At 67.5% G+C, this 19,427-nt stretch carries 19 protein-coding genes; 3 read left to right on the forward strand and 16 right to left on the reverse strand.

The annotated features are described in order from the left end of the window. Nucleotides 1–89 precede the first annotated feature (89 nt). Nucleotides 90–2,492, forward strand: coding sequence for a YgiQ family radical SAM protein (locus ACSFBE_RS18140; protein ID WP_435491804.1), 2,403 nt, complete (start codon nucleotides 90–92; stop codon nucleotides 2,490–2,492). Nucleotides 2,493–2,590: 98 nt separating this feature from the next. On the opposite strand, the gene ACSFBE_RS18145 is transcribed toward ACSFBE_RS18140, so the two are convergent. From ACSFBE_RS18145 to ACSFBE_RS18170, 6 genes are all read right to left on the reverse strand, one after another. Continuing rightward, entirely contained in the window at nucleotides 2,591–5,014 is a 2,424-nt protein-coding gene (locus ACSFBE_RS18145) for a TonB-dependent siderophore receptor (protein ID WP_435491805.1), read from the reverse strand. Nucleotides 5,015–5,106: 92 nt separating this feature from the next. Then, complete coding sequence (locus ACSFBE_RS18150; protein ID WP_435491806.1) at nucleotides 5,107–6,123, reverse strand: FecR family protein; 1,017 nt, start codon at nucleotides 6,121–6,123, stop codon at nucleotides 5,107–5,109. 20 nt (nucleotides 6,124–6,143) lie between these two features. Next, nucleotides 6,144–6,623 carry an RNA polymerase sigma factor gene (locus ACSFBE_RS18155; RefSeq protein ID WP_435491807.1) on the reverse strand — a complete coding sequence of 160 codons (480 nt, stop codon included), beginning with the start codon at nucleotides 6,621–6,623 and terminating at the stop codon, nucleotides 6,144–6,146. A gap of 264 nt (nucleotides 6,624–6,887) precedes the next feature. After that, the gene (locus ACSFBE_RS18160; protein WP_435491808.1) at nucleotides 6,888–7,784 is read right to left on the reverse strand and encodes a serine hydrolase domain-containing protein; all 897 of its coding nucleotides are present in this window, start codon (nucleotides 7,782–7,784) and stop codon (nucleotides 6,888–6,890) included. A gap of 398 nt (nucleotides 7,785–8,182) precedes the next feature. Continuing rightward, on the reverse strand, nucleotides 8,183–8,728 hold the full coding sequence (locus tag ACSFBE_RS18165) for a DUF4256 domain-containing protein (RefSeq protein WP_435491809.1): 546 nt from the start codon (nucleotides 8,726–8,728) through the stop codon (nucleotides 8,183–8,185). A gap of 87 nt (nucleotides 8,729–8,815) precedes the next feature. After that, nucleotides 8,816–9,463 (reverse strand): hypothetical protein, encoded by a 648-nt coding sequence (locus ACSFBE_RS18170; RefSeq protein ID WP_435491810.1) that lies wholly within the window; start codon nucleotides 9,461–9,463, stop codon nucleotides 8,816–8,818. A 273-nt stretch (nucleotides 9,464–9,736) separates the two neighbouring features. Between ACSFBE_RS18170 and ACSFBE_RS18175 the strand changes: the two genes are divergently transcribed. Beyond that, nucleotides 9,737–11,845 (forward strand): esterase-like activity of phytase family protein, encoded by a 2,109-nt coding sequence (locus ACSFBE_RS18175; RefSeq protein WP_435491811.1) that lies wholly within the window; start codon nucleotides 9,737–9,739, stop codon nucleotides 11,843–11,845. Nucleotides 11,846–12,099: 254 nt separating this feature from the next. On the opposite strand, the gene ACSFBE_RS18180 is transcribed toward ACSFBE_RS18175, so the two are convergent. The 9 genes from ACSFBE_RS18180 to ACSFBE_RS18220 all read right to left on the reverse strand — a co-directional run bounded on the left by ACSFBE_RS18180 (nucleotide 12,100) and on the right by ACSFBE_RS18220 (nucleotide 17,759). Further along, a complete protein-coding gene (locus tag ACSFBE_RS18180) occupies nucleotides 12,100–12,351 on the reverse strand; it encodes a hypothetical protein (protein ID WP_435491812.1) in 252 nt (83 codons plus the stop codon). Nucleotides 12,352–12,498: 147 nt separating this feature from the next. Next, complete coding sequence (locus ACSFBE_RS18185) at nucleotides 12,499–13,401, reverse strand: CoA transferase (RefSeq protein ID WP_435491813.1); 903 nt, start codon at nucleotides 13,399–13,401, stop codon at nucleotides 12,499–12,501. 7 nt (nucleotides 13,402–13,408) lie between these two features. Continuing rightward, nucleotides 13,409–13,798 carry a DUF488 domain-containing protein gene (locus tag ACSFBE_RS18190; RefSeq protein WP_435491814.1) on the reverse strand — a complete coding sequence of 130 codons (390 nt, stop codon included), beginning with the start codon at nucleotides 13,796–13,798 and terminating at the stop codon, nucleotides 13,409–13,411. Nucleotides 13,799–13,821: 23 nt separating this feature from the next. Beyond that, nucleotides 13,822–15,693: a PhoX family protein gene (locus ACSFBE_RS18195; protein ID WP_435491815.1), complete on the reverse strand. Its 1,872-nt coding sequence runs from the start codon at nucleotides 15,691–15,693 to the stop codon at nucleotides 13,822–13,824. Continuing rightward, complete coding sequence (locus tag ACSFBE_RS18200; protein ID WP_435491816.1) at nucleotides 15,683–15,835, reverse strand: hypothetical protein; 153 nt, start codon at nucleotides 15,833–15,835, stop codon at nucleotides 15,683–15,685. The genes ACSFBE_RS18195 and ACSFBE_RS18200 overlap by 11 nt, the downstream gene beginning before the upstream one ends. Before the next feature lie 35 nt (nucleotides 15,836–15,870). Next, nucleotides 15,871–16,179 carry a GNAT family N-acetyltransferase gene (locus tag ACSFBE_RS18205; protein ID WP_435491817.1) on the reverse strand — a complete coding sequence of 103 codons (309 nt, stop codon included), beginning with the start codon at nucleotides 16,177–16,179 and terminating at the stop codon, nucleotides 15,871–15,873. A 20-nt stretch (nucleotides 16,180–16,199) separates the two neighbouring features. Further along, nucleotides 16,200–16,688, reverse strand: a complete 489-nt coding sequence (locus ACSFBE_RS18210; RefSeq protein ID WP_435491818.1) for a nuclear transport factor 2 family protein — start codon at nucleotides 16,686–16,688, stop codon at nucleotides 16,200–16,202. A 20-nt stretch (nucleotides 16,689–16,708) separates the two neighbouring features. After that, nucleotides 16,709–17,206, reverse strand: coding sequence for a CinA family protein (locus tag ACSFBE_RS18215; protein WP_435491819.1), 498 nt, complete (start codon nucleotides 17,204–17,206; stop codon nucleotides 16,709–16,711). A gap of 37 nt (nucleotides 17,207–17,243) precedes the next feature. Beyond that, a complete protein-coding gene (locus tag ACSFBE_RS18220) occupies nucleotides 17,244–17,759 on the reverse strand; it encodes a phosphatidylglycerophosphatase A family protein (RefSeq protein ID WP_435492002.1) in 516 nt (171 codons plus the stop codon). 162 nt (nucleotides 17,760–17,921) lie between these two features. Here ACSFBE_RS18220 and ACSFBE_RS18225 point away from each other — a divergent pair, with 162 nt between their 5' ends. Further along, the gene (locus tag ACSFBE_RS18225) at nucleotides 17,922–18,632 is read left to right on the forward strand and encodes a DUF3053 domain-containing protein (RefSeq protein WP_435491820.1); all 711 of its coding nucleotides are present in this window, start codon (nucleotides 17,922–17,924) and stop codon (nucleotides 18,630–18,632) included. Nucleotides 18,633–18,694: 62 nt separating this feature from the next. Here ACSFBE_RS18225 and ACSFBE_RS18230 read toward each other — a convergent pair whose 3' ends face one another. Beyond that, on the reverse strand, nucleotides 18,695–19,363 hold the full coding sequence (locus ACSFBE_RS18230) for a helix-turn-helix transcriptional regulator (RefSeq protein ID WP_435491821.1): 669 nt from the start codon (nucleotides 19,361–19,363) through the stop codon (nucleotides 18,695–18,697). Between the last annotated feature and the right edge of the window lie 64 nt (nucleotides 19,364–19,427).

Raw genomic sequence — 19,427 nt, forward strand, 5'->3', positions numbered from 1 at the left:
CCGCCTACAATCGCGGGTTGTCCTTCGCAGGCCCGAAGGCCAAGGCCGCCTTCCAGGCCTGATGCACTGACCCCCCGATAGTCCCCCCGATGAACGCCCCCGTCGACGTCTCCTTTTTCGCGCGCGCCGCCAAGCCGCTGACCAGCTACCGCAAGTACTGGGCGGCGCGGTTCGGCACGGCGAAATTCCTGCCGACCTCGCGCCAGGAGATGGACGCCCTGGGCTGGGACAGTTGCGACGTGATCGTGGTCACTGGCGATGCTTACGTCGACCACCCCAGCTTCGGCATGTCGGTGATCGGCCGCATGCTCGAAGCGCAGGGCTTTCGCGTCGGCATCATCGCGCAGCCCGACTGGCAGAGCGCCGACCCCTTCAAGGTGCTGGGCAAGCCGAACCTGTTCTTCGGCGTGACCGCCGGCAACATGGATTCGATGATCAACCGCTACACGGCGGACCGGAAGATCCGCAGCGACGACGCCTACACGCCCGGCGATGTCGGCGGTGCCCGGCCCGACCGCGCGGCCATCGTCTACTCGCAGCGCTGCAAGGAAGCCTGGAGCGACGTGCCGATCATCCTCGGCGGCATCGAAGGCAGCCTGCGCCGTATCGCCCACTACGACTACTGGTCGGACAAGGTGCGCCGCTCGATCGTGGTCGATGCGAAGTGCGACCTGCTGCTCTACGGCAACGCCGAACGCGCCATCGTCGAGATCGCGCACCGCCTGGCCGCCAAGGAGCCGGTGCAGCAGATCACCGACGTGCGCGGCACGGCCTTCGTGCGGCGCGAGACGCCCGAAGCCTGGTTCGAGATCAACTCGACCAGCGTCGACGAACCCGGCCGTGTCGAGGCGCACGTCAACCCATACCTCATGGTGTCGGACCAAGCCAAGGCCAACGGCGCCACCTGCGCCAAGGAAGACGAAGCCCAGGTCGTCGCTGCCACCGCCGAAGCCGCGGGCGCCCAGGCCCTGGCCGCGGTGCGTGCGCGCTCGGCCGACGTGAACCCGGCGATCAAGCCCATCACCTTCGTCGCCAACCCCTCGGTCAAGCTGAAGGTGCCGCCGCGCGATCGCTCGGTGATCCGCCTGCCGTCATACGAACAAGTCCGTGCCGACCCGGTGCTCTACGCGCACGCCAACCGCGTGCTGCACCTCGAGACCAACCCCGGCAACGCCCGCGCGCTGGTGCAGGCGCACGGCGAAGGGCACACCGCGCGCGACGTCTGGATCAACCCGCCGCCCATTCCGCTGACCACGGCCGAGATGGATCACGTGTTCGACCTGCCGTACGCGCGCAGCCCGCATCCGCGCTACGCCGACGAGGCGGGCAGCCACGACGGCGCCACCAAGATCCCGGCCTGGGAAATGATCCGCTTCAGCGTGAACATCATGCGCGGCTGCTTTGGTGGCTGCACCTTCTGCTCGATCACCGAGCACGAGGGCCGCATCATCCAGAGCCGTTCCGAAGATTCGATCATCAAGGAGGTCGAGGCCATCCGCGACAGCGTGAGCGGCTTCACCGGCACCATCTCCGACCTCGGCGGCCCCACGGCCAACATGTACCGGCTCGGCTGCAAGAGCCCCGAGATCGAGGCTGCGTGCCGCAAGCCCAGCTGCGTGTACCCGGGCATCTGTTCGAACCTGGGCACCAACCACGACCCGCTCATCAAGATCTACCGCCGCGCCCGTGCGCTGCGCGGCATCAAGAAGATCCTGATCGGCTCCGGCCTGCGCTACGACCTGGCCGTGCAGAGCCCCGAGTACGTCAAGGAACTGGTGCAGCACCACGTCGGCGGCTACCTCAAGATCGCGCCCGAACACACCGAGCAGGGCCCGCTCACGAAGATGATGAAGCCTGGCATCGGCAGCTACGACAAGTTCAAGCAGATGTTCGAGAAGTTCTCGGCCGAGGCGGGCAAGAAGCAGTACCTCATTCCGTACTTCATCGCGGCGCACCCGGGTACCAGCGACGAGGACATGATGAACCTCGCGATCTGGCTGAAGAAGAACGGCTTCCGCGCCGACCAGGTGCAGACCTTCTACCCGTCGCCCATGGCCACGGCGACGACGATGTACCACACCAACAAGAACCCGCTGCGCAAGATCACGCGCGAGAGCGAGACGGTGGACATCGTGCGCGGCGACAAGCGCCGCCGGCTGCACAAGGCGTTCCTGCGCTACCACGACGCCAACAACTGGCCGCTGCTGCGCGAAGCCTTGAAGAGCATGGGTCGGGCCGACCTGATCGGCAACGGCAAGCACCACCTCATCCCGACCTGGCAGCCGTTGACCGACGGCGGTTACACCAGCGCGCGCCGCAAGAACTCGACCGCCGTGCCGCCCGCCGCCAAGGCCGCACCGGTCAAGCTCACGCCGGTGAAGCCGTCGAAGGGCCGCATCCTCACGCAGCACACCGGCCTGCCGCCGCGCGACAACGGCGCCGCCCGCGGTCCGACGGGCGTGCCCGGCAAGGGCTTTCGCAAGGCGCGTTGAGCGCGCGGCATGGCGCCTGCGCTGGCAAGCTGCGGTGCGCGTCGCGCCGACTGATTGCGCCCTTGCCCGGCCGCCTTCTCAGCCACAACCGTCTTCAGCTACCAGCGATACCCCAGGGTTGCAGTGACCGTGCGGTCTTGGCCGTAGAACTGCGCCCGGTTCGCGGTCGTCACCTCGTCGGTGAGATTGGCGACATTGATCGAGAAGCGCACGGGCCCGGCGTCGTAGCGCACGGCCGCGTCGATCAACGTATACCCCGCGTTCCAGTAGCGGTTGTACGTGTCGGCCACCGTGGGGCCGACGCGGCGCACACCGGCGCCGACGCTCCAGCCGCGAGCCGCCTCACTGCGAAAGGCGTAGTTCAACCAGAGCTTGGCCGTTTGCCGAGCGGTCTGGAAAGGTCGCTTGCCGAGCTCCGCGGCATCATTGCTGCGCGTGATCTCCGCGTCGAGATACGTGTAGCTTGCGATCAGATCGACGCCGGCGCTCAAGCGCGACTTGCCCTCCAGCTCGAGACCGCGTGCCCTGACCTCGCCCGTCTGCACGCGCAGCAGCGGGTTGGTGGGATCCAGGGTGGTGACATTCTGGCGACGCAGGTCGAACACCGCCGCGGTGAGCAGATGGCCAGCGCCCGCGGGCTCGAACTTCACACCCACCTCGAACTGCTCGCTCGTCTCTGGTTGCGGGGTCCCCCGGTAGTTGCTGCCGACGACCGGAACGAAGGCGGTCGCGTAACTGGCGTAGGGCGAGATCCCGTTGTCGAAGCGGTACATGGCGCCCACGCTGCCGGTTGTCTTGCCGTCCTCTGCAGAGGCTTCGGTCGCTCCGGCCCGCCGCACGGTATCGGCCCGGTCATGACGCAGCCCGGCGGTCACGATCCACCGGTCCCAGCGCATCTGGTCCTGTGCATAGAGGCCAAGCTGACGCAGCTCCGCGGTACTCGGGGCGGTCACCGGTGCGCGGAAAGCGCGTCCGTAGACCGGATTGAAGATGTCCAGAACGGGCGCATTGCCAAAGCCGATGTCCTCGCTGCCGGAGAAGCGCTGGTAGTCCAGGCCCAAAAGGAGCGTGTGCCGCAGTGGCCCGGTCGCGACTTCCTTCTGCAGGCTGGTGTCCACCGTGGTGACATCGCTCTTGCTGCGGGAGATGAGCGATGCCCGGTTGACGCTGCGCTGGTCGCCGCGAACCGCCGTCGCATACACGTGCTGATAGTCCAGCTCGAAACTGGCTCGGCGCAATTGCTGACGCAAGGTCAGCGTGTCGTCGAAGCGATGCTCCAGCAGATAGCCCAGCGAGTGCATGTCCCGGTCGTAGCGGTCGAACTCGGGCTCGCCGGCGAAGGTGCGCACGGGAATCCGCCCCTCTGCATAAGTGCCGAGAAGTGACTGGTTCGGCCACCAGCTCTTGGGCGTCATTCGGTCGCGCGTGACGTCTGCCAGGATCGTGAGCGAGGTCTGCGCCGTGGGCTTCCAGGTCAGCGCGGGCGCAAGGTACATGCGGTCATCCTGCGAGTGGGCCGTCTGCGTGCGGCTGTCGCGACCCATGCCATTCAACCGGAACATCAGCGTACCGTCGGCATCGAGCGTCCGTCCGAGATCGAAGCCGGCCTGATAACGGCCATGATTGCCCGCGCTCACGTTGACCTCGCTGACCGCATCGCTCGTCGGGCGCTTGGAGACCTGGTTGACGATGCCCCCCGGGCCGCCTTGCCCATAGAGGACGGCGGAGGGGCCCTTGAGCACCTCCACGCGCTCGACGCCCTGGGGTTCGGTGAGCCAATCACCGTAGGTCCCGGTCTTGAAGACCCTCAGGCCATCGCGATAGAGGGTCGCGTCAAAGCCGCGAATGTTCAGGCTCGCGTAACGCAGGTCATAGCCGGTGACCTCGGTCAGCACGCCAGCCGTGTAGCGCAGTGCCTGCTCCACGGTCTGGACACCTTGCGCCTCCATCTGGTCGCGCGTGACGACCGAAATCGACTGCGCAATCTCCGCGATGGGGGTGTCCGTCTTGGTGGCCGTGGCCGTGCGGCGCGCGATGAAACCCTCCACCCGGCTGCTGGCCGTCTCCGCCGGGGCGCTCGCCGTGACGGTGACGGCCGCCAGCGTGCTGGCACGCCCGTCACCCGCCGGCAAGACGGTCACCGTCGACGCGGAGCGAACGTAGGTGAGGCCCGTGTTCTCCAGCGTGCGATCCATCGCCTGCTGCAGATCGAAGGAGCCATTCAAGGCGGGGGCGAGGCGGCCCTCGAGCAGAGCGGCCTCACCCCCGATGGAGACGCCGAACTGGCGCGAGAGGACGCCCAGGCGGATGGGAAGTGCCTGCGCGGGAAGGGCCAGTGGCGTTCGTGCCACGGGAGGGGACGAAGCGCTCTGCGCATGGACTTGGCCGCTCGTGAGGACCAAGACATTGGCACAAATCGCGGCGGCGGCCGCCAGCGGCTTGGCGCGGGTGATCCACGCGACGGGATGACGAGTGACGTCATGCGGGAGAGGGAGTAGGGACTGCGCGGCAGGCTTGCTCATGTTCGAAGGTCCTTGGGGTTGGTTCGAACAGAAGACAAGTTCGAGGGCCGATACCCCCCAAAGAAAGATCCGCTTGATGTACTTGGGGGCGTTCAGCGGCGAACCTGGATTTCGGTCGGGCCGTCTGCAGCACGCCTGACCTGGACGGGCACCATCAATGCCAATGCATCGAGGAACCCCTGCAGATCGCGCAGGGCAAAACGGCCGGAGACACGCAGCCGCTCAAGGCGTGCGTCCGTGTCGAGCCGAATCGGTTGCCCGAGGTAGTCGTTCCAGCGCGCCACCACCTCGGGAAGGGGCGTGTTGCGGAAGACGAGCCAGCCCTGCCTCCAGGCAGCAACATCGGCAACATCGATCGCCCAGGGTGCCCGCAGGCCCGTTTCATCCGTCTCGACCGCCTCTCCGGGGCCGAGCGTGAGCGAAGCGGCCGCAGCTGGCGCGTTCGTCGCACGCACCAGCACGCGTCCTTCGGCAACGGCCACGCGCATGCGGCCCTCCCGTGCCGAAACCGTGAAGGCGGTACCCACGACCTGCACGCTTCCCCAGGCGCAAGTCACGATGAAAGGCCGCTCTGCATCGTGCGTCACGCCAAAACGCGCCTCCCCCTCGAGGAGATGCACCGTACGCCGATCGCGGAAGAATCGCACCCGCGCAGCAGTGAGCGAGTCGAGGTCCAGTCGGGTGCCATCGTCCAGCGTGCGGGTCAGCGTGCGGCCGCGCGGGGTGTGCAGTGCGAAAACTTCCAGCGGCTGCCCCCAGTAGAACCGGGCGCCTGCGACCGCCGCTGCAGTGAAGCCAACGACGCCGAGCAGGCCCATTGCCCGGCGTCGAGACGCAGGCCGGTCCTCGGCCCGTGGGGGCATGGGAAGCAGAGCACGCGCTGCGCTTTGCCCAGTCAACTGCCAGATGCGCCATGCGGTGGTGGCCGCCTCTTCATTCTTGGGGCTTTGCTGACGCCATGCATGGAGTGCCGCCTCGGCCGCCTGTGAAAGCTGGGGATCCGCGCGTTCCATGCGTCCCAACAAGGTGAGAGCGTGCGCCACCAGCCGGCGCGGTGCCCGCCTTTCCTCTGCGCCAAGCAGCCCATCGTTGTGCTGAGGGTCGGTCATCGCGGTGCTGGAGGTCCCAGTCAGTGCCCCGAAGGCCGGCCGTAGCCGGCGCAGTCGAGCAAGGCGCGCGTCATGTGATGTTCCACTGCCTTGAGGCTCAGGTCCAGGTGGGCACATGTCTGGGCATAGCTCAACCCATGAATTCGCACCAGCACGAAGACCTCACACCGCTTGCGCGGCATGCTCGAAAGCAGTCGCAAGAGGTGCGCCAGCTGCTGCCGCGCAATGACTTCGCGCTCCACGGAAGGGACGCTGTCGTCGCGCACCACGGCCAGCGTCTCGAGCATGCGCAGCTCGGCGGCCCGTCGAACGATCTGATTGGTCCATATGTTGCGCGCAGCTTGGAAGAGAAGCGCCCGCGGCTCGCGGATGGTGCCGCCGCCATGCTGAAGCGCGAACACGCGCATATAGGCCTCCTGGACCACATCGGCGGCAGCGTCGCCGTTTCCGGCCTTGCGAATGAAGTACCGCAGCAGTTCTCGGTAGTGACGCTCTGGCACAAGGAGTCAGGAATTTTGAAAGTCACAGCGGAGCAGCACCGGGGCGCTCGCCAACCCGGCGCACACCACGCAACGCCTCTTGGAGTGTAGATGAGAATGAGAGTGATTTGTCCGTGCTCGGTCGGATGGTCGCCTTGATCTCTTGAATGTTCATGACAGCAGTTCATCGAGCGACCGAAGCGAAGCGCCGGTATTGGACGACTGGAGCGCACAGCGTGTCGCCGGAAGATGGATCAGCCGCCGTTCGTCATACGCGCAGCAAACTCATTGCTCCCCCACACGGCAAGGTGCTGCAGCCAACATCCGCGCTGCGCGGAGGAACGCCACCGGCCCCACCCAGCTGACATCCCAGTTACCCGCTACCGGCACCTCGCGCTTGTGCGCGATCACCATATTGCGTTTCGGTACGACCAGGATGTACTGGCCATGCACGCCCCATGCCATGTACGCACCGCTCAGCGGTGAGTCTTGCGGCTCTTCGAGCAGCCACCACAGGTAGCCGTACCCGAAGCCACGCCGTGCCGTGTGCGGCGGATGCATCTGTGCAGCGGGCGTGGTCTGGCTCGTCATTTGTTTGACCCAATCAGCCGGTACGAGCTGTTGGCCGCGCCAATTTCCCTGGTGCAGCATCAAGTAGCCCAGACGTGCCATGTCGCGCGTGGACAGGTAGAAGGGGTAGGCCAGGTGCTGCGAGCGCCGCGCGTCGCCGCTGCGTGCATGGCGGGCCAAGTCGAAATCCTCGAGCTGCAGAGGTATTGCCAGGTCATCCGTGAAAGCCTGGTAGATGTCTCGCCCGGTCAAGCGTTCGAAGACGGTACCCGCAGCGTTGAAGTCCCAGTTGTTGTACAGAAAGTAGCTGCCGGGCCTATGCGATCCACGTGGGGGTGCGGCCGCTGCGTCGTCACCGCCATTGGCCGCCGCGTGGTAGACCCCAGAACGCGCGGCGAGCAGGTCGCGCAGCCTCGCCTGCCGCTCGATGGGCAGCAAGCCGCCCACGTCGTCGATGCCCAGGTCGGCCAGCGTGCGGTCGAGGTCGATGGTGCCGTTGGCCACGTACTTGCCGTACATCATCGAGAGCAGGCTCTTGCGCACCGAGAACACGATGCTCACGGCCTGAACCGGGCCCTCGCTGAACAGCACGCGGCCGTCCTGCACTGCCATGAGAGCGGTCGTGTCCAGCGTGCGCACGTAGCTGCGGGTGGCGTCCAGGTCACGGCGGCAGGCGCTGCCCGGTTCAGCCTCTGACGCTGCCGCCCAGGATGCTCCTGGGAAGAGCTCCGGCGCAGCAGGCGCTGCGGTAGCGCATCCGACAGGGAGCAACAGCGCGAAGACACATGCGCGGCACAGCAGCCACGCCCACACGGAGCGGGTTCGCTTTGCGGGCTTCTTTTCGAGCAGTGGGCGTGAACGTTGGGAGAGAGCGTGTTGAGGAATCGGCTGAAGCATGAGACCGCCATTCTCCCGAAACAGGCGGGTGCACTGCATGGGGTCGTCAGCGTGCTGAATGCAACGAGCAACGCCGGGCAGACTTCCGCGCTTGGCCGCCCTCCGCCCTCAGCTCAGACACTTATTGAGCCTCTGAATCCTCGCGCGGCGTAGTAAGACTCAGCGCCGTTGTGATACACGAAAACCTTGCCGTACCGTCTATCGCAAAACAGAGCGCCGCCCAGCTTTCTGACGTCAGGCGGGGTTGCCACCCAGCTGGATGTCTTCAAGTCGAACTCACCGAACTGTTGAAGGGCGCGATATTGCGCCTCCGTCAGCAGCGAGACGCCCATGACGGCAGCCAAGTCGATGGCGCTGCCTTTCGGCTTGTTCTGTTTCCGGGAATGCAAAGCTTCTTCGTCAAAGCAAAGGCTCCTGCGCCCCTGCGGACTTTCGGCCGCGCAATCGCAGAAAAGGTAGGCGCCGCCATCGTCCGCCGCCCCGATGACATCAGGTTCTCCTCCTGTCGTCTCCATCACATGGAGCGACTTCAGCTGCTGCGGGCTGCCTTGCAAGCGGACATGAACGTCGGCCCAGTCGATTCCTGGGTGTCGGTGCTTGTGTTGTTCGAAGCGCAGTTTCAAAGTACCGATGAACACCTCGCGTTGTTCTGACTTCATGTCGCTTGCTCCTATCCCTCGAATCGGATGCGTTGGCTGAATTGTGCAGCCGCTCGAATGTCCGTTGCTGGCGGAGCGGCGCCTCTTCTAAAGGCTCATGCGCTCCCAACGCTTGGTGCGAGCCCATTCATAGCTGCCAAACGCGTAGGAAACAAGCATGTCAGCCGCATCCTCCGGACCAAGCACCGAAGCGCAGCGGTAGTGGGCGCCAGTGGTCACCAGTTGATGCTCCAGATGAAAGCCGTGCTCATCGGCGTAGACCTGCATGTAGGTCCCACCGCGCAACTCCAGCACGACGAACGATTCTGAGCTGGCGGGCAGTTGCGGGACTACTCGACGGATGTCTGTCTCCGTGGCAGCCTGCTCGAGTCCAAACGCGGGGCTGAAAAGAGTTGCTGGCGTGTACTGGGAACCGATATCGAACAGAAAGTACGAAGCTGGTGCCGCTGACTCGTCGAAGACGACGACCAGAAAGCAGTCTTCGATTCCTGTCGGAATGTGGACAAGCGCTTGACCGTGCACCTTGTTGCGCCAAGCATCGATACGGGCAGGGTCGATTTCGGCCCAGACGCCGAGCGCAAGCGATTGCCAGACATCGCGGGCGAGCGCAAGGGCAGCCACCTTCTCGACACCCGACGCCTCATGCGCTTCCATTCCTCCGTCCAGAAGCGCCAGATACTGGTGCAGCTGCAATAGCTCGACGGAGCGCTTCTTGGACCTGTTGAAGAAGAGCATCTGTGATGGGTCGATAGGTTGGGTCGAACGGTCAAGCATGGAGCGAGGTCTGCACCGCCAGCGAAGGCCTGCCTTTGGCCGCTTGCCGTCGACCGGAGGATGCCACAGAGGCGCTATGGCGGGAAAGGCTCCGCACTCCGATCCTGCGGGCTCAACACACTGTGCATGCCCACGACGCCGCCGCCTCCGGGCAGCGTCACCTTCCTGTCACAAGGCTCGGGGTTAATCCCCGCAGCTGCGCGGGTGCGCGGCACCCTTGCCCAGGAACTGCACATGACACAACAACAATCGATCTCGGGACGGCCTCTGCTGGCGTCCATTGCCGCGGCGCTTCTGGTCGCGGCCTGCGGTGGCGGAGATGGCGGAGGAACAGCCACCGCGGGCAGCGGCGGTAGCCCCGGCACAGCGCCAGTCGCGAAGACCGTCAACGGCGTCTTCCTCGATGCCGCCGTCGAAGGGCTGGACTACGTGGCAGGCAACGGCGCGAAGGCCCAGACCGGCGTCAAGGGCGACTTCGTCTGTGAAGAGGGCCAGACCGTGCAGTTCAGCGTTGGCGCTCTGGTGCTCGGCAGTGCGACCTGCGGCACGACCGTGACGCCGCTGACCCTGGCGGCCGGCACCGACGTGAAGGCCGACGCCGTGGTCAATCGGCTGCTCGCGTTGCAGAGCTTCGACGAGGACCGCGACCCGTCGAACGGCATCCGCCTGACGGCTGAACTCCGTGCCGCACTGAAGGCCGGCGCCCTGGATTTCACCGCGCCGGCCGCGTCGTTCGACACCGCCCTCAACGGTCTGTTGACCGTGCTGCCCGCGAGCTATGCGGACCGCACGGTGGATGCCAACCGTCGCGCGCTGGCGCTCGAGCATTTCCAGAACACGCTTGCCGCCCAGCTCAACACGACTATCCAGGAATCGGCCACGCAGACCAACGCGCTCGGCACGCTGGCGCTGAAAGTCTCGCGCTACCAACTGCAGGCCGATGCCAAGTACTACGTGCCGTACGAAGGCGACAACGCCAGGACGCGTGCCGACTTCCCGGACGGCTTCCTGCCGGCCTACGGTTCCGGCCTGGCCTTCAAGGGCACGGCAGCCGATGGCGCGCTGGAGTTCTATGCCATCACCGACCGCGGCCCGAATGGCGACGGCCCGAACGCGCCAGTGCCGGGTGCGCCCGCTGGCACGCTGAACATCAGCAAGGTGTTCCCCGCGCCGTCCTTCGCGCCGAGCTTCGGCGTGGTGCGGGTGGGTTCGAATGGCGCGGTGCTGCAATCGAGCACGCCGCTGCGCCTGAACGCCGACAAGAAGCTCACCGGCCTGCCGCCGCAGACCGGCGTCGGCGCCACCGGCGAGACGCCACTGACCGACAAGTACGTCTTCGATGCCACCAAGGCCAACTTCGACGCCAATGGCCTCGACCCCGAGACGATGGTGCTGGACAAGGCGCGCAAGGTGCTGTGGACCAGCGACGAGTACGGTCCCTTCATCGCGCGCATCGCCATCGACAGCGGTGTGGTCGAGAAGCGCTACGGCCCCGGCAGCGGCGCGGCCGACCTGCCGATGGTGCTGGCGCAGCGCCGGCCGAACCGCGGCATGGAAGGCCTGGCGCTCGACGTCGCCAGCGGCAAGCTGCATGGCTATCTGCAGAGCCCGATCGATCCGCGCGACAGTGCCGGCAAGTCGATCAAGGCGAAGCCGCCCGGCGGCACCAACACCGACGTGCGCCACATCGCGAAGTTCGCACGCTGGCTCGAGTTCGACCCGACGACGGAGACGTCGAAGCTCTATGCCTACCCGATCGACGGCAGCATGTACGACAAGGACCGCACCGGCAACGCGAAGCTCGGCGATCTGGTGAGCCTGGGCAACGGCCGCTTCATCGTGATCGAGCAGGGCGCGCGCAAGAGCGACGGCAAGGTGATGAACAAGCTGTTCCTGGTCGAGGTGCCCGCCAATGCGACGAACATCGCTGCCATGGACCAGAACCTCGAGATCAGCAGCATCACGCAGGCCGCCTCGAACGGCGTCAACTATGCAGGTGTCGTCGCCTTGCGCAAGACCGAGCTGCTGGACCTCAACGCGCTCGGGTGGCTGGCCGAGAAGGCCGAAGGCCTGGCGCTGGTCGACGACCACACGCTGGCGCTGGTCAACGACAACGATTTCGGTGTGAGCACCACGCTGCTCGATGCCAACGGCAAGACCGTGGCGGGCAGCATGGAGGACTGCACGGTCGATGCTGCCGGCGCGATCGTCTCGGGCTGCCCGGCCGGTGTGGTCAGCGCGCGCATCGCACGCGGCAGTGACCTGGAGCGGCCGACGCGCTTCTGGCTGCTGCGCTTCGATGCGGCGCTGTCGACGCTGCGGGTGCCCACCGCCGCGCCCTGAGGTTCACAGGGCCGTGAGGCCGGCCGGCAGAAACCGGCCGACCCAGGCTGCGACTGCGGCGATGTGCGCCAGCGCCCGGTCTCGGCCGCGTGCTTGTCGAAGCCGTAGACGAAGAAGGTCAGCAGGCAGACCAGCAACAGCACGCCCACGGCGAGAGCGGGAGTGACGAAGCGGGCATTCTCTCCGACCGCTGAAATGCAAAGAGCCCGCCAAGGGGCGGGCTCGTCGGGGGGGGGCGGATGTGGGTCCGCGACTCAGTTTGGCAGGCCGGTCACCTGCACCGACAGGTCGAACAGCTTCGCCTTGCCGGCGTAGTAGCGGTCGATGCGCCATTCCTTGAGGATGTCGATGGCGATGTCGAAGGTCTCGAGCTCGAGCTTGTAGAGGTCGGCGACGTTGAACTGCGTTTCGGACTCGAGCGCGAGCACGAGCTGCGCAAGCGTGCGGGCCGATTCGCTCGAAGGGTTGGCGACGATGAATTTGCGGGCAGATTTGATGGCGTTCACGGGTGATCCTTCAAGGGGGATGGCGGCAGACCCGGGGCCGTGGTCTCCGGGTTTGTCCGGTTGAACGACGACGCTGGCGATGGCCGGGAATCGAAGGATTGTCGCAACTCTCGTGTGACAGTTTTATGACAATTCGACACTTTGGGGTTACCCCGGCGTGGCCTCGTCGCGCAGGACATGCAGCGGCAGGTCATGCTGTCTGGCGATCACTTCGATTTCGGCGCAGTCCCGGCCTTCCAGGAAGGCCGCGATCGCTGCATGCGTGGACGACCGGAACATCGCGTTCCCTGCCTCGGCGCCCAGGCCCGCCGCTGCGCACAGGCGCTGCGCGAAGTGCGGCTCGAGCGCGGCGAGGGCGACGCGCCCGTCGCGGCACGGGTAGACGCGGTAGCCCGCATGCGCGCCGCCGACCGAGCCGCCGGGCGTGGTGAGTCCCCATTGGCGCGGCAGCGCGAGGTAGTGTGCGGCGGCCGACAGCGCCACCTCGATGCGCGTGCCGCTGCCATGCATGCTGCGGTGCAGCAGCGCCTGCAGTGCCGCCTCGCTCGCCATCAGCGAGCCTGCCATGTCGGCGTAGAGCGTGGACGGCAGCGCGCAACCGGTGACCAGGCCGCTCTCGGCCAGGTAGGTCAGGTCGTGGCCGGGCTCTTCGGCGCGGGCGCCTGGGGCACCGACGATGGCGACCATCGACAGGCGCGGATGGCGGGCGTGCAGCGCCTCCCAGCCGAGGCCGAGTTTGGCAAGCGCGGAGGGCCGGAAGGACGTGATCAGCACGTCGGTCCGTGCGAGCTCGGTGTCGAGCTGGGCACGACCTTCTGCGGTCTTGAGGTCGCCCTGCACGTGCGCGATGCCCTCGTGCATTTCGGCATAGGCGGCCGGCGCGTAAAGGCTCATCGGGTCGGCCGATTGCCCGGCCGCTGCGGGCGGCTCGAACTTCACGCAGTGCGCGCCCATGGCCCGGCAGCGCATCAGCGCCGCAGGGCCGGGGAGGTTGAGGGCAAGGCTCAGCACGCGGGTGCCGGCAAGGGGTGCAAGGGCTGTCGTGGTCATGGCAAGGTCAGTCGATGATTTCGGCACCGCGTTGCGCCAGCAGGTCGCGCAGCAGCGAGCGGTGGCAGCGCGCCGCGTCTTCGCAATAGCAGCCGACCGCCATCGCGCCGTGGTGCGACAGCGCGGCCAGCAGGTCGAGGTTTCGGCTGGCATCGGGCTGGGCCATCTCGCGCTGGTAGAGGCGGCTGAAGGCGGCCCATTGCGCCGGCGTCTCAGCGGCCTGGCCGAGCTTCATGGTCTCAGCCGATGGGGCGAGGTTCGGGTACCACACGTCGTACCAGTCCTGGGCGGCGAACGCGGTCTTCGGCACGCCGCGCGGCGGGCGCCGCACGGTGCCGATGCGCAGGCCCTCGCCGGGCGCGCGCGGCGTGCCGAGGCGGATGATGCGGATGGCCATGGATGTCTCCTTGAGGTGCGTGTTCAGGTGCCCACGATGCCGCCGTCGCGCCGCTGCACCACCACCGTGGCCGAGCGCGGTCGCGTGCTCGCCGGCAGCGTGCCGTCGGGCCAGGCGCTGCTGAGCGCGCCGGTGCCGTCGTCGCGGCGCTCGCCGGGGTGCTGCACGTTGACGAACAGCGTGCGGCGGTCAGGCGTCACGACGCAGCCCGTGATCTCGCAGCCGTTCGGCCCAACGAGAAAGCGGCGGATGCGTCCGCTCGCCGAGTCGGCGCACAGCAGCTGGTTGTTGCCCAGGGCGGCATGGGCGCCGGTGCCGATCGCTTGGCCGCTCATGTCGGTCTGGATCCACAGCAGCCCGCCGCTGTCGAAGTGCAGTCCGTCGGGCGAGCCGAAGGCGTCGTCGTCGGCCCGCGGATAGCGCGCGCCGATGTCGGGCAGGGCCGGGTCGCCGGCCTGCACGAAGTGGTCCCACGCGAAGCCGGTGCTGGCCGCGTCGCCACCGTCTTCGCGCCAGCGCAGGATGCCGCCGAAGAGGTTCGGGCCGCGCGGGTTGGCGGCGTCGGTTGCCGGCTTGCCGGCGGCGCCGCGCTGGCTGTTGTTGGTGAGCGTGACGTAGACCTCGCCGGTGCGCGGGTGCACCGCGATCCATTCGGGGCGGTCCATCTTCGTCGCGCCGACGACGTCGGCCGCGAGCCGGGCATGCAGCAGCACCTCGTCGTGGCCGGCGAAGCCGCGTGCGGCGTCGAGCCCGCCGCGGCCGTGCACGAGTTCGAGCCAGCGGCCACGGCCATCGGCATCGAAGCGCGCGACATGGAGCGTGCCGTCATCGAGCAGCGTGCGGTTCGCTGCGCGCGCCGCCGCGTCCTGCCCGGGGCGGACCTTGTCCCGGCTCACGAACTTGTAGATGCATTCGAAGGCCGCGTCGTCGCCCATGTAGACCGCGACGCGGCCGTCCTTCGTCAGCGTGCAGGTCGCGCTCTCCTGGCGCTTGCGGCCCAGTGCGGTGCGCTTGACCGGCGTGCTGCTCGGGTCGAAGGGGTCGATCTCCACCACCCAGCCGAAGCGGTGCGCCTCGTTGGGATGCCTCGACAGGTCGAAGCGTTCGTCGAAACGCCAGTACTCGACCCACTGCGCGCCGGGTACCGTGCCGTAGCGGCGCTGCGCCGGCGTGATGCGCGCCGCCGCGTCTGCCGGGCCGCCGAAGTAGCCGTGGAAGTTCTCCTCGCACGTGAGGTAGGTGCCCCAGGGTGTGACGCCCATCGCACAGTTGGCGAAGGTGCCGAGCACCCGCGTGCCCGTGGGGTCGGCCGCAGTGCGCAGCCAGGGCGAGCCGGCGGCCGGCCCGGCGATGCGCATCGGCGTGGCGCCGTGGATGCGCCGTGCATGGGGCGACGGGCGCACCTGCCGCCAGCCGTCGGCCATGCGCTCGATCTCGATCACCGACACGCCCATCGCATGCAGCGACTTGCGGACCTTCTCGGCCGTCCAGCGTTCGACGCCGTCGGTGTGCAGCAGCCGCTCGTCGGTGTACTCGTGGTTCATCACCAGCAGGCCGCGCGTGCCGTCGCTGCCCAGCGGAAAGAAGTGCATGCCGTCGTGGTGCATGCCGGCCTGCACCGCCTGGTCGGCCGCGCTGTTGCTGGCGTCGGGCGTGAAGGCCGGCATCGCGCCGGCGACGCCGGTCGGCGTGCCCCAGGGGTAGAGCACCTGAGCACGGTACTCGGGCGGCAGCGTGATGCCGTCGTGCAGCGTGGGCGGCACCGCGCCGAAGCCCAGCAGGGTCGGGTCAGTGGACCCCGGCAAAGCGCAGCCCGCACCCATCAGCGCGACCGTGGCGGCAACGCCCGCCTGCAGGAAGCCGCGGCGGTCGAGCACGCGGTCTTCAGACACCATGGAAGCGCACCGTTTCCTCGAGCGGGGCGCGCTCGCTCACCAGGCCGTCCAGCGGATGCGCCGGGTCGGCGATGCCTCGCCACGGCGCGGGCAGGAAGGGTCGGGCCGAGCGGTGGGCGGCGATGGCGTCGTGAAACTGCATCCCCGCATGATGCCGCCGCTGCCGTGCCGATTTGCTTAGATCTTGAAGGCGCGCTGGATGTCCGGCCGCACCAGGTCCGCGTAGTCGCGGTGCTTGCGGATGTAGCCGGCGATGAACTGGCACACCGGGATCACATGCTTGCCTTCGCTGCGCGCGGTGTCGAGCACATGCTTCGCAATCGTCGAGCCGACGCCCTGGCCCTCATGCTCGGGCAGCACCTCGGTGTGCGTGAACATGATGGCGTCGGTCAGCAGGTTGTATTCGCAGTAGCCCGCGAGCTCGGTGCCGATGAAGGCTTCGTAGCGGTGCTTCTCGGCGTTGTTGGTGATCTGGATGTCGGGCATGGGGGGCTCGTGAAGTGGGTTCAGGGGTTTCGGGCGAGAAAGGCCTTCAGGTTCGATGCGGCGGTGCTGCGCACCTTGCGCCGCAGGCTGGGCGACCAGCCCAGCAGCAGGCCCGGCAGGCCGAGCGCCTGGCGTGCCCAGGTCCAGAAGGCGAAGCGGTCGCGGTGCGTCGCGATCAGGCCTTCGGGCGTGAAGGTGAAGCGGGCGTCGATCGCGTTGTCGACGATCCGGCCGGTGGCGCTGAAGAGGTAATGCGCGTCCCAGTGCGCCTGGCCGCCGGCGGCGTCGGCCTGCACGCCGCGGTAGGTCAGCTTCCACACCTGCGCGCCCTTGACGGCGGTGCCGGTGCACAGCATCGTCCACATGCCGCCGATCTCGCGCGCGCCGCGCAGCTCGAAGACCTCGTCGCGGAAGGTCGCGTCGGGCGCGTAGCAAGCGGCCATGGTGTGGGCGTCCAGGCGCGCGAAGGCGTCGTAGAAGCGGCGGATCGTCTCTTCGCTGGCGTGCATGGTTCGTCCTTGCTCAAGGGTCAGGGGCGGTCGAGCAGCGTGGCCAGCGTCTGCAGCGCATGGGCCACCGTGGCTTGGCGCACCGTCGCGCGGTCGCCGTCGAAGCGCCGGCGTTCGGTGCGCGTCACGCCGCCCACCGACCAGCCGAACCACACGGTGCCCACCGGCTTGTCGGGCGAGCCACCGGTCGGCCCGGCAATGCCGGTGACCGCGAGCGACACCTGGGCACGCGAATGTGTGACGGCACCTTCGGCCATCGCGCGCGCGACCGGCTCGCTGACGGCGCCATGCGCGGCGATCAGTGCGGCATCGACGCCGAGCGCTTCGTGCTTCGCCTCGTTGGAATAGCTGACGAAGCCGCGCTCGAACCAGGCGCTGGAGCCGGCGCGCTCGGTGCACGCCGCGGCGATCAGCCCGCCGGTGCAGCTTTCGGCGGTGACCAGCATCGCGCCGCGTCGTTCGAGCAGTCCGGCCAGGCGCGCGACCAGGTCGGGGAGGGAGTCGTTGGCGTCGTTCATCGCCGGCGAGTATGCCGCGCTGGCGCACCGGCCGGGTTCACCAGGCGCGCCACAGCGCGATGACGACCAGCGTGCAGAAGGCCGCGACCAGGTCGTCGAACAGGATGCCGAAGCCGGCGATGGCCCAGCGCATGTCCTCGGCCGCGGCGCCCTTCTGCTTGCACAGGGCATCGGCCCACGCGATGGGGCCGGGCTTGGCCGCGTCGAAGATGCGGAACAGCACGAAGGCCGCGAGCTGCGCCCACAGCCCGGCCGGCGTGACCAGCCAGAGGATGAGCCAGAAGGCAACGACCTCGTCCCACACGATGTGGCCCGGATCGGCCACGTTCATGTGGCGGGCCGTCACGGTGCAGGCCCACCAACCGATCGGCAGCGACGCCAGGATCACCCAGCCGATGGTGGCCGGCGACAGCCACAGCTGCATCACCACGAAGGCGGCCCAGGCCCACAGCGTGCCGACGGTGCCCGGGGCGCGGCGTGGCAGGCCGGAGCCGAAGCCCAGGGCGATCAGGTGCGCCGGGTGCGAGCGCATGAAGCGGAAGGTCGGGCGCATCGGGACGGCGTGCAGGCGGGCGGCGGGCGACAAGGCGCCGGATTCGGGTGCGGTGGACATCACTTTGAAGTGTCGCGTATCTCGGGCCGGCCGGACGCCTCGACGCCGTGAGGCGCCTTCTATAATTTTTTGCTTTCACAATGAACGGGAGCGCACCGCCTCATGAGAAACATCGTTCAACGTCTTGGGGCCCTGTCGCTTCTCGTGGCCTTCGGCTGCGCGCTGGTGGCCTGCGGCAACAAGGAGGCGGATCAGCGCAAGGCCTTCACCACGTTCCTGCAGACCCGGGTGCTCGACAAGCCCGGCATTCGTGTGCCGGCGCCCAGCGTGGAGGAGAAGGCTTCTTTCGGCGACTATGCGCCGCACTACGCGGTGATCACCGATTTCAACGATGGCATGAACACGTCGGTGGGCCAGCCCATGACGCAACTCATGGCCAAGGGCGGGCTGCGTTCCATCGGCGATCTGGCCTCGCGCCGCGACGACATCAAGGCTGCGAAGGACGCCTTGGTGGGCCTGCGCACCGCACTCGACCAGCAGACCGCCGATGCCGACGCCGCGCACGCGCAGCTCAAGCAGCCCGACGACCTGAAGCAGGTCTACGACAAGGCCTACGACAAGACCGTGACGTTGCCATCGACCACCTTCAAGGAAGTATTCCCGGCGCTCGACACCGTGTTCGACAGCGCGCTGACCATCGGCACCTACATCGAGCAGAACAAGTCGAAGATCCAGATTTCGGGCGGCGCCATCAGCGTGACCGACCCGGCCGTGCAGGCCGAACTCAACAAGATGCTGCAGCGGCTGAACAGCCAGTCGACCGCCATCAACGCGGCGCAGCAAAAACTGCAGACGGTGGTTCGAGGCTCCTGAGCGGCGCGGCGCGAAACCTCAGGCGACGTGGTCGAGCGCGCTGAAGCGTTGTGATATCGGCATCACTTCGACGTGTCGCGTCTTTTGGATCGGACGGGTGACTCGACCGGCGTGATGCGGTAGACGCAGCGCCGCGCGCCGGCGATCAGGTGCTCCTCGCGCTGCAGTGTGCCGCGCGGGCCGGCGACCTCGCGGAACACCTCGAGCTCGGAACGGCAGAAGCCCAGGCAACTGGTGGCAGCGGCGCAGATCGGGCAGTGGTCCTCGATCAGCAGCCAGTCGCGGCCATCGGGTTCGACGCGCGCCATGTAGCCCTCGGCGTCGCGCAGCGCGGCGAGCCGGCGCAGCCTCGGTTCGAGCGCCTCGATCCCGTCGCAGGCCTGCAGGTAGGCGGTGCGCGTCGCCTGCTCGCGGATGGCGACGAGGCGATCCAGCCCTTCCTCGCCGAACACCTCGCGCACCGTCGACAGCAACTGCACTGTGAGCTGCGCATGGGTGTCCGGGAAGCGCGCATGGCCCGCGGCGGTCAACGCCCAGTCGCTGCGTGGGCGGCCCGCGCCGGCTTGCGGCTGCAGTCGGCTTTCGATCAGACCTGCGGCCTGCAGCTTCTGCAGTTGCTGGCGCGCGGCCTCGCCCGTGATTGCCAGCTGGGCGGCGAGAGCGGCGGTCGCGACCGGCCCGCGCGTCTTCAGGGCGAACAGGATGCGATCAGCGGTGGAGTCGATTTCCATTATGCAAGTATTTGCTTGTTTAAGTGCGTGTGCAAGCCTAATATCCAAGACTTGACTTTGATAT

Source organism: Variovorax sucrosi (assembly GCF_051216635.1).
Lineage (GTDB): Bacteria > Pseudomonadota > Gammaproteobacteria > Burkholderiales > Burkholderiaceae_C > Variovorax.

Coding starts and splice junctions, on each gene's coding strand:
- ACSFBE_RS18185 (WP_435491813.1), bottom strand. CDS start 13,401: ATGACCACGACAGCCCTTGCACCCCTTGCCGGCACCCGCGTGCTGAGC.
- ACSFBE_RS18195 (WP_435491815.1), bottom strand. CDS start 15,693: ATGGTGTCTGAAGACCGCGTGCTCGACCGCCGCGGCTTCCTGCAGGCG.
- ACSFBE_RS18215 (WP_435491819.1), bottom strand. CDS start 17,206: ATGAACGACGCCAACGACTCCCTCCCCGACCTGGTCGCGCGCCTGGCC.
- ACSFBE_RS18150 (WP_435491806.1), bottom strand. CDS start 6,123: ATGACCGACCCTCAGCACAACGATGGGCTGCTTGGCGCAGAGGAAAGG.
- ACSFBE_RS18220 (WP_435492002.1), bottom strand. CDS start 17,759: ATGCGCCCGACCTTCCGCTTCATGCGCTCGCACCCGGCGCACCTGATC.
- ACSFBE_RS18205 (WP_435491817.1), bottom strand. CDS start 16,179: ATGCCCGACATCCAGATCACCAACAACGCCGAGAAGCACCGCTACGAA.
- ACSFBE_RS18160 (WP_435491808.1), bottom strand. CDS start 7,784: ATGGCAGTGCAGGACGGCCGCGTGCTGTTCAGCGAGGGCCCGGTTCAG.
- ACSFBE_RS18170 (WP_435491810.1), bottom strand. CDS start 9,463: ATGCTCTTCTTCAACAGGTCCAAGAAGCGCTCCGTCGAGCTATTGCAG.
- ACSFBE_RS18190 (WP_435491814.1), bottom strand. CDS start 13,798: ATGGCCATCCGCATCATCCGCCTCGGCACGCCGCGCGCGCCCGGCGAG.
- ACSFBE_RS18145 (WP_435491805.1), bottom strand. CDS start 5,014: ATGAGCAAGCCTGCCGCGCAGTCCCTACTCCCTCTCCCGCATGACGTC.
- ACSFBE_RS18210 (WP_435491818.1), bottom strand. CDS start 16,688: ATGCACGCCAGCGAAGAGACGATCCGCCGCTTCTACGACGCCTTCGCG.
- ACSFBE_RS18140 (WP_435491804.1), top strand. CDS start 90: ATGAACGCCCCCGTCGACGTCTCCTTTTTCGCGCGCGCCGCCAAGCCG.
- ACSFBE_RS18200 (WP_435491816.1), bottom strand. CDS start 15,835: ATGCAGTTTCACGACGCCATCGCCGCCCACCGCTCGGCCCGACCCTTC.
- ACSFBE_RS18225 (WP_435491820.1), top strand. CDS start 17,922: ATGAGAAACATCGTTCAACGTCTTGGGGCCCTGTCGCTTCTCGTGGCC.
- ACSFBE_RS18230 (WP_435491821.1), bottom strand. CDS start 19,363: ATGGAAATCGACTCCACCGCTGATCGCATCCTGTTCGCCCTGAAGACG.
- ACSFBE_RS18175 (WP_435491811.1), top strand. CDS start 9,737: ATGACACAACAACAATCGATCTCGGGACGGCCTCTGCTGGCGTCCATT.
- ACSFBE_RS18165 (WP_435491809.1), bottom strand. CDS start 8,728: ATGAAGTCAGAACAACGCGAGGTGTTCATCGGTACTTTGAAACTGCGC.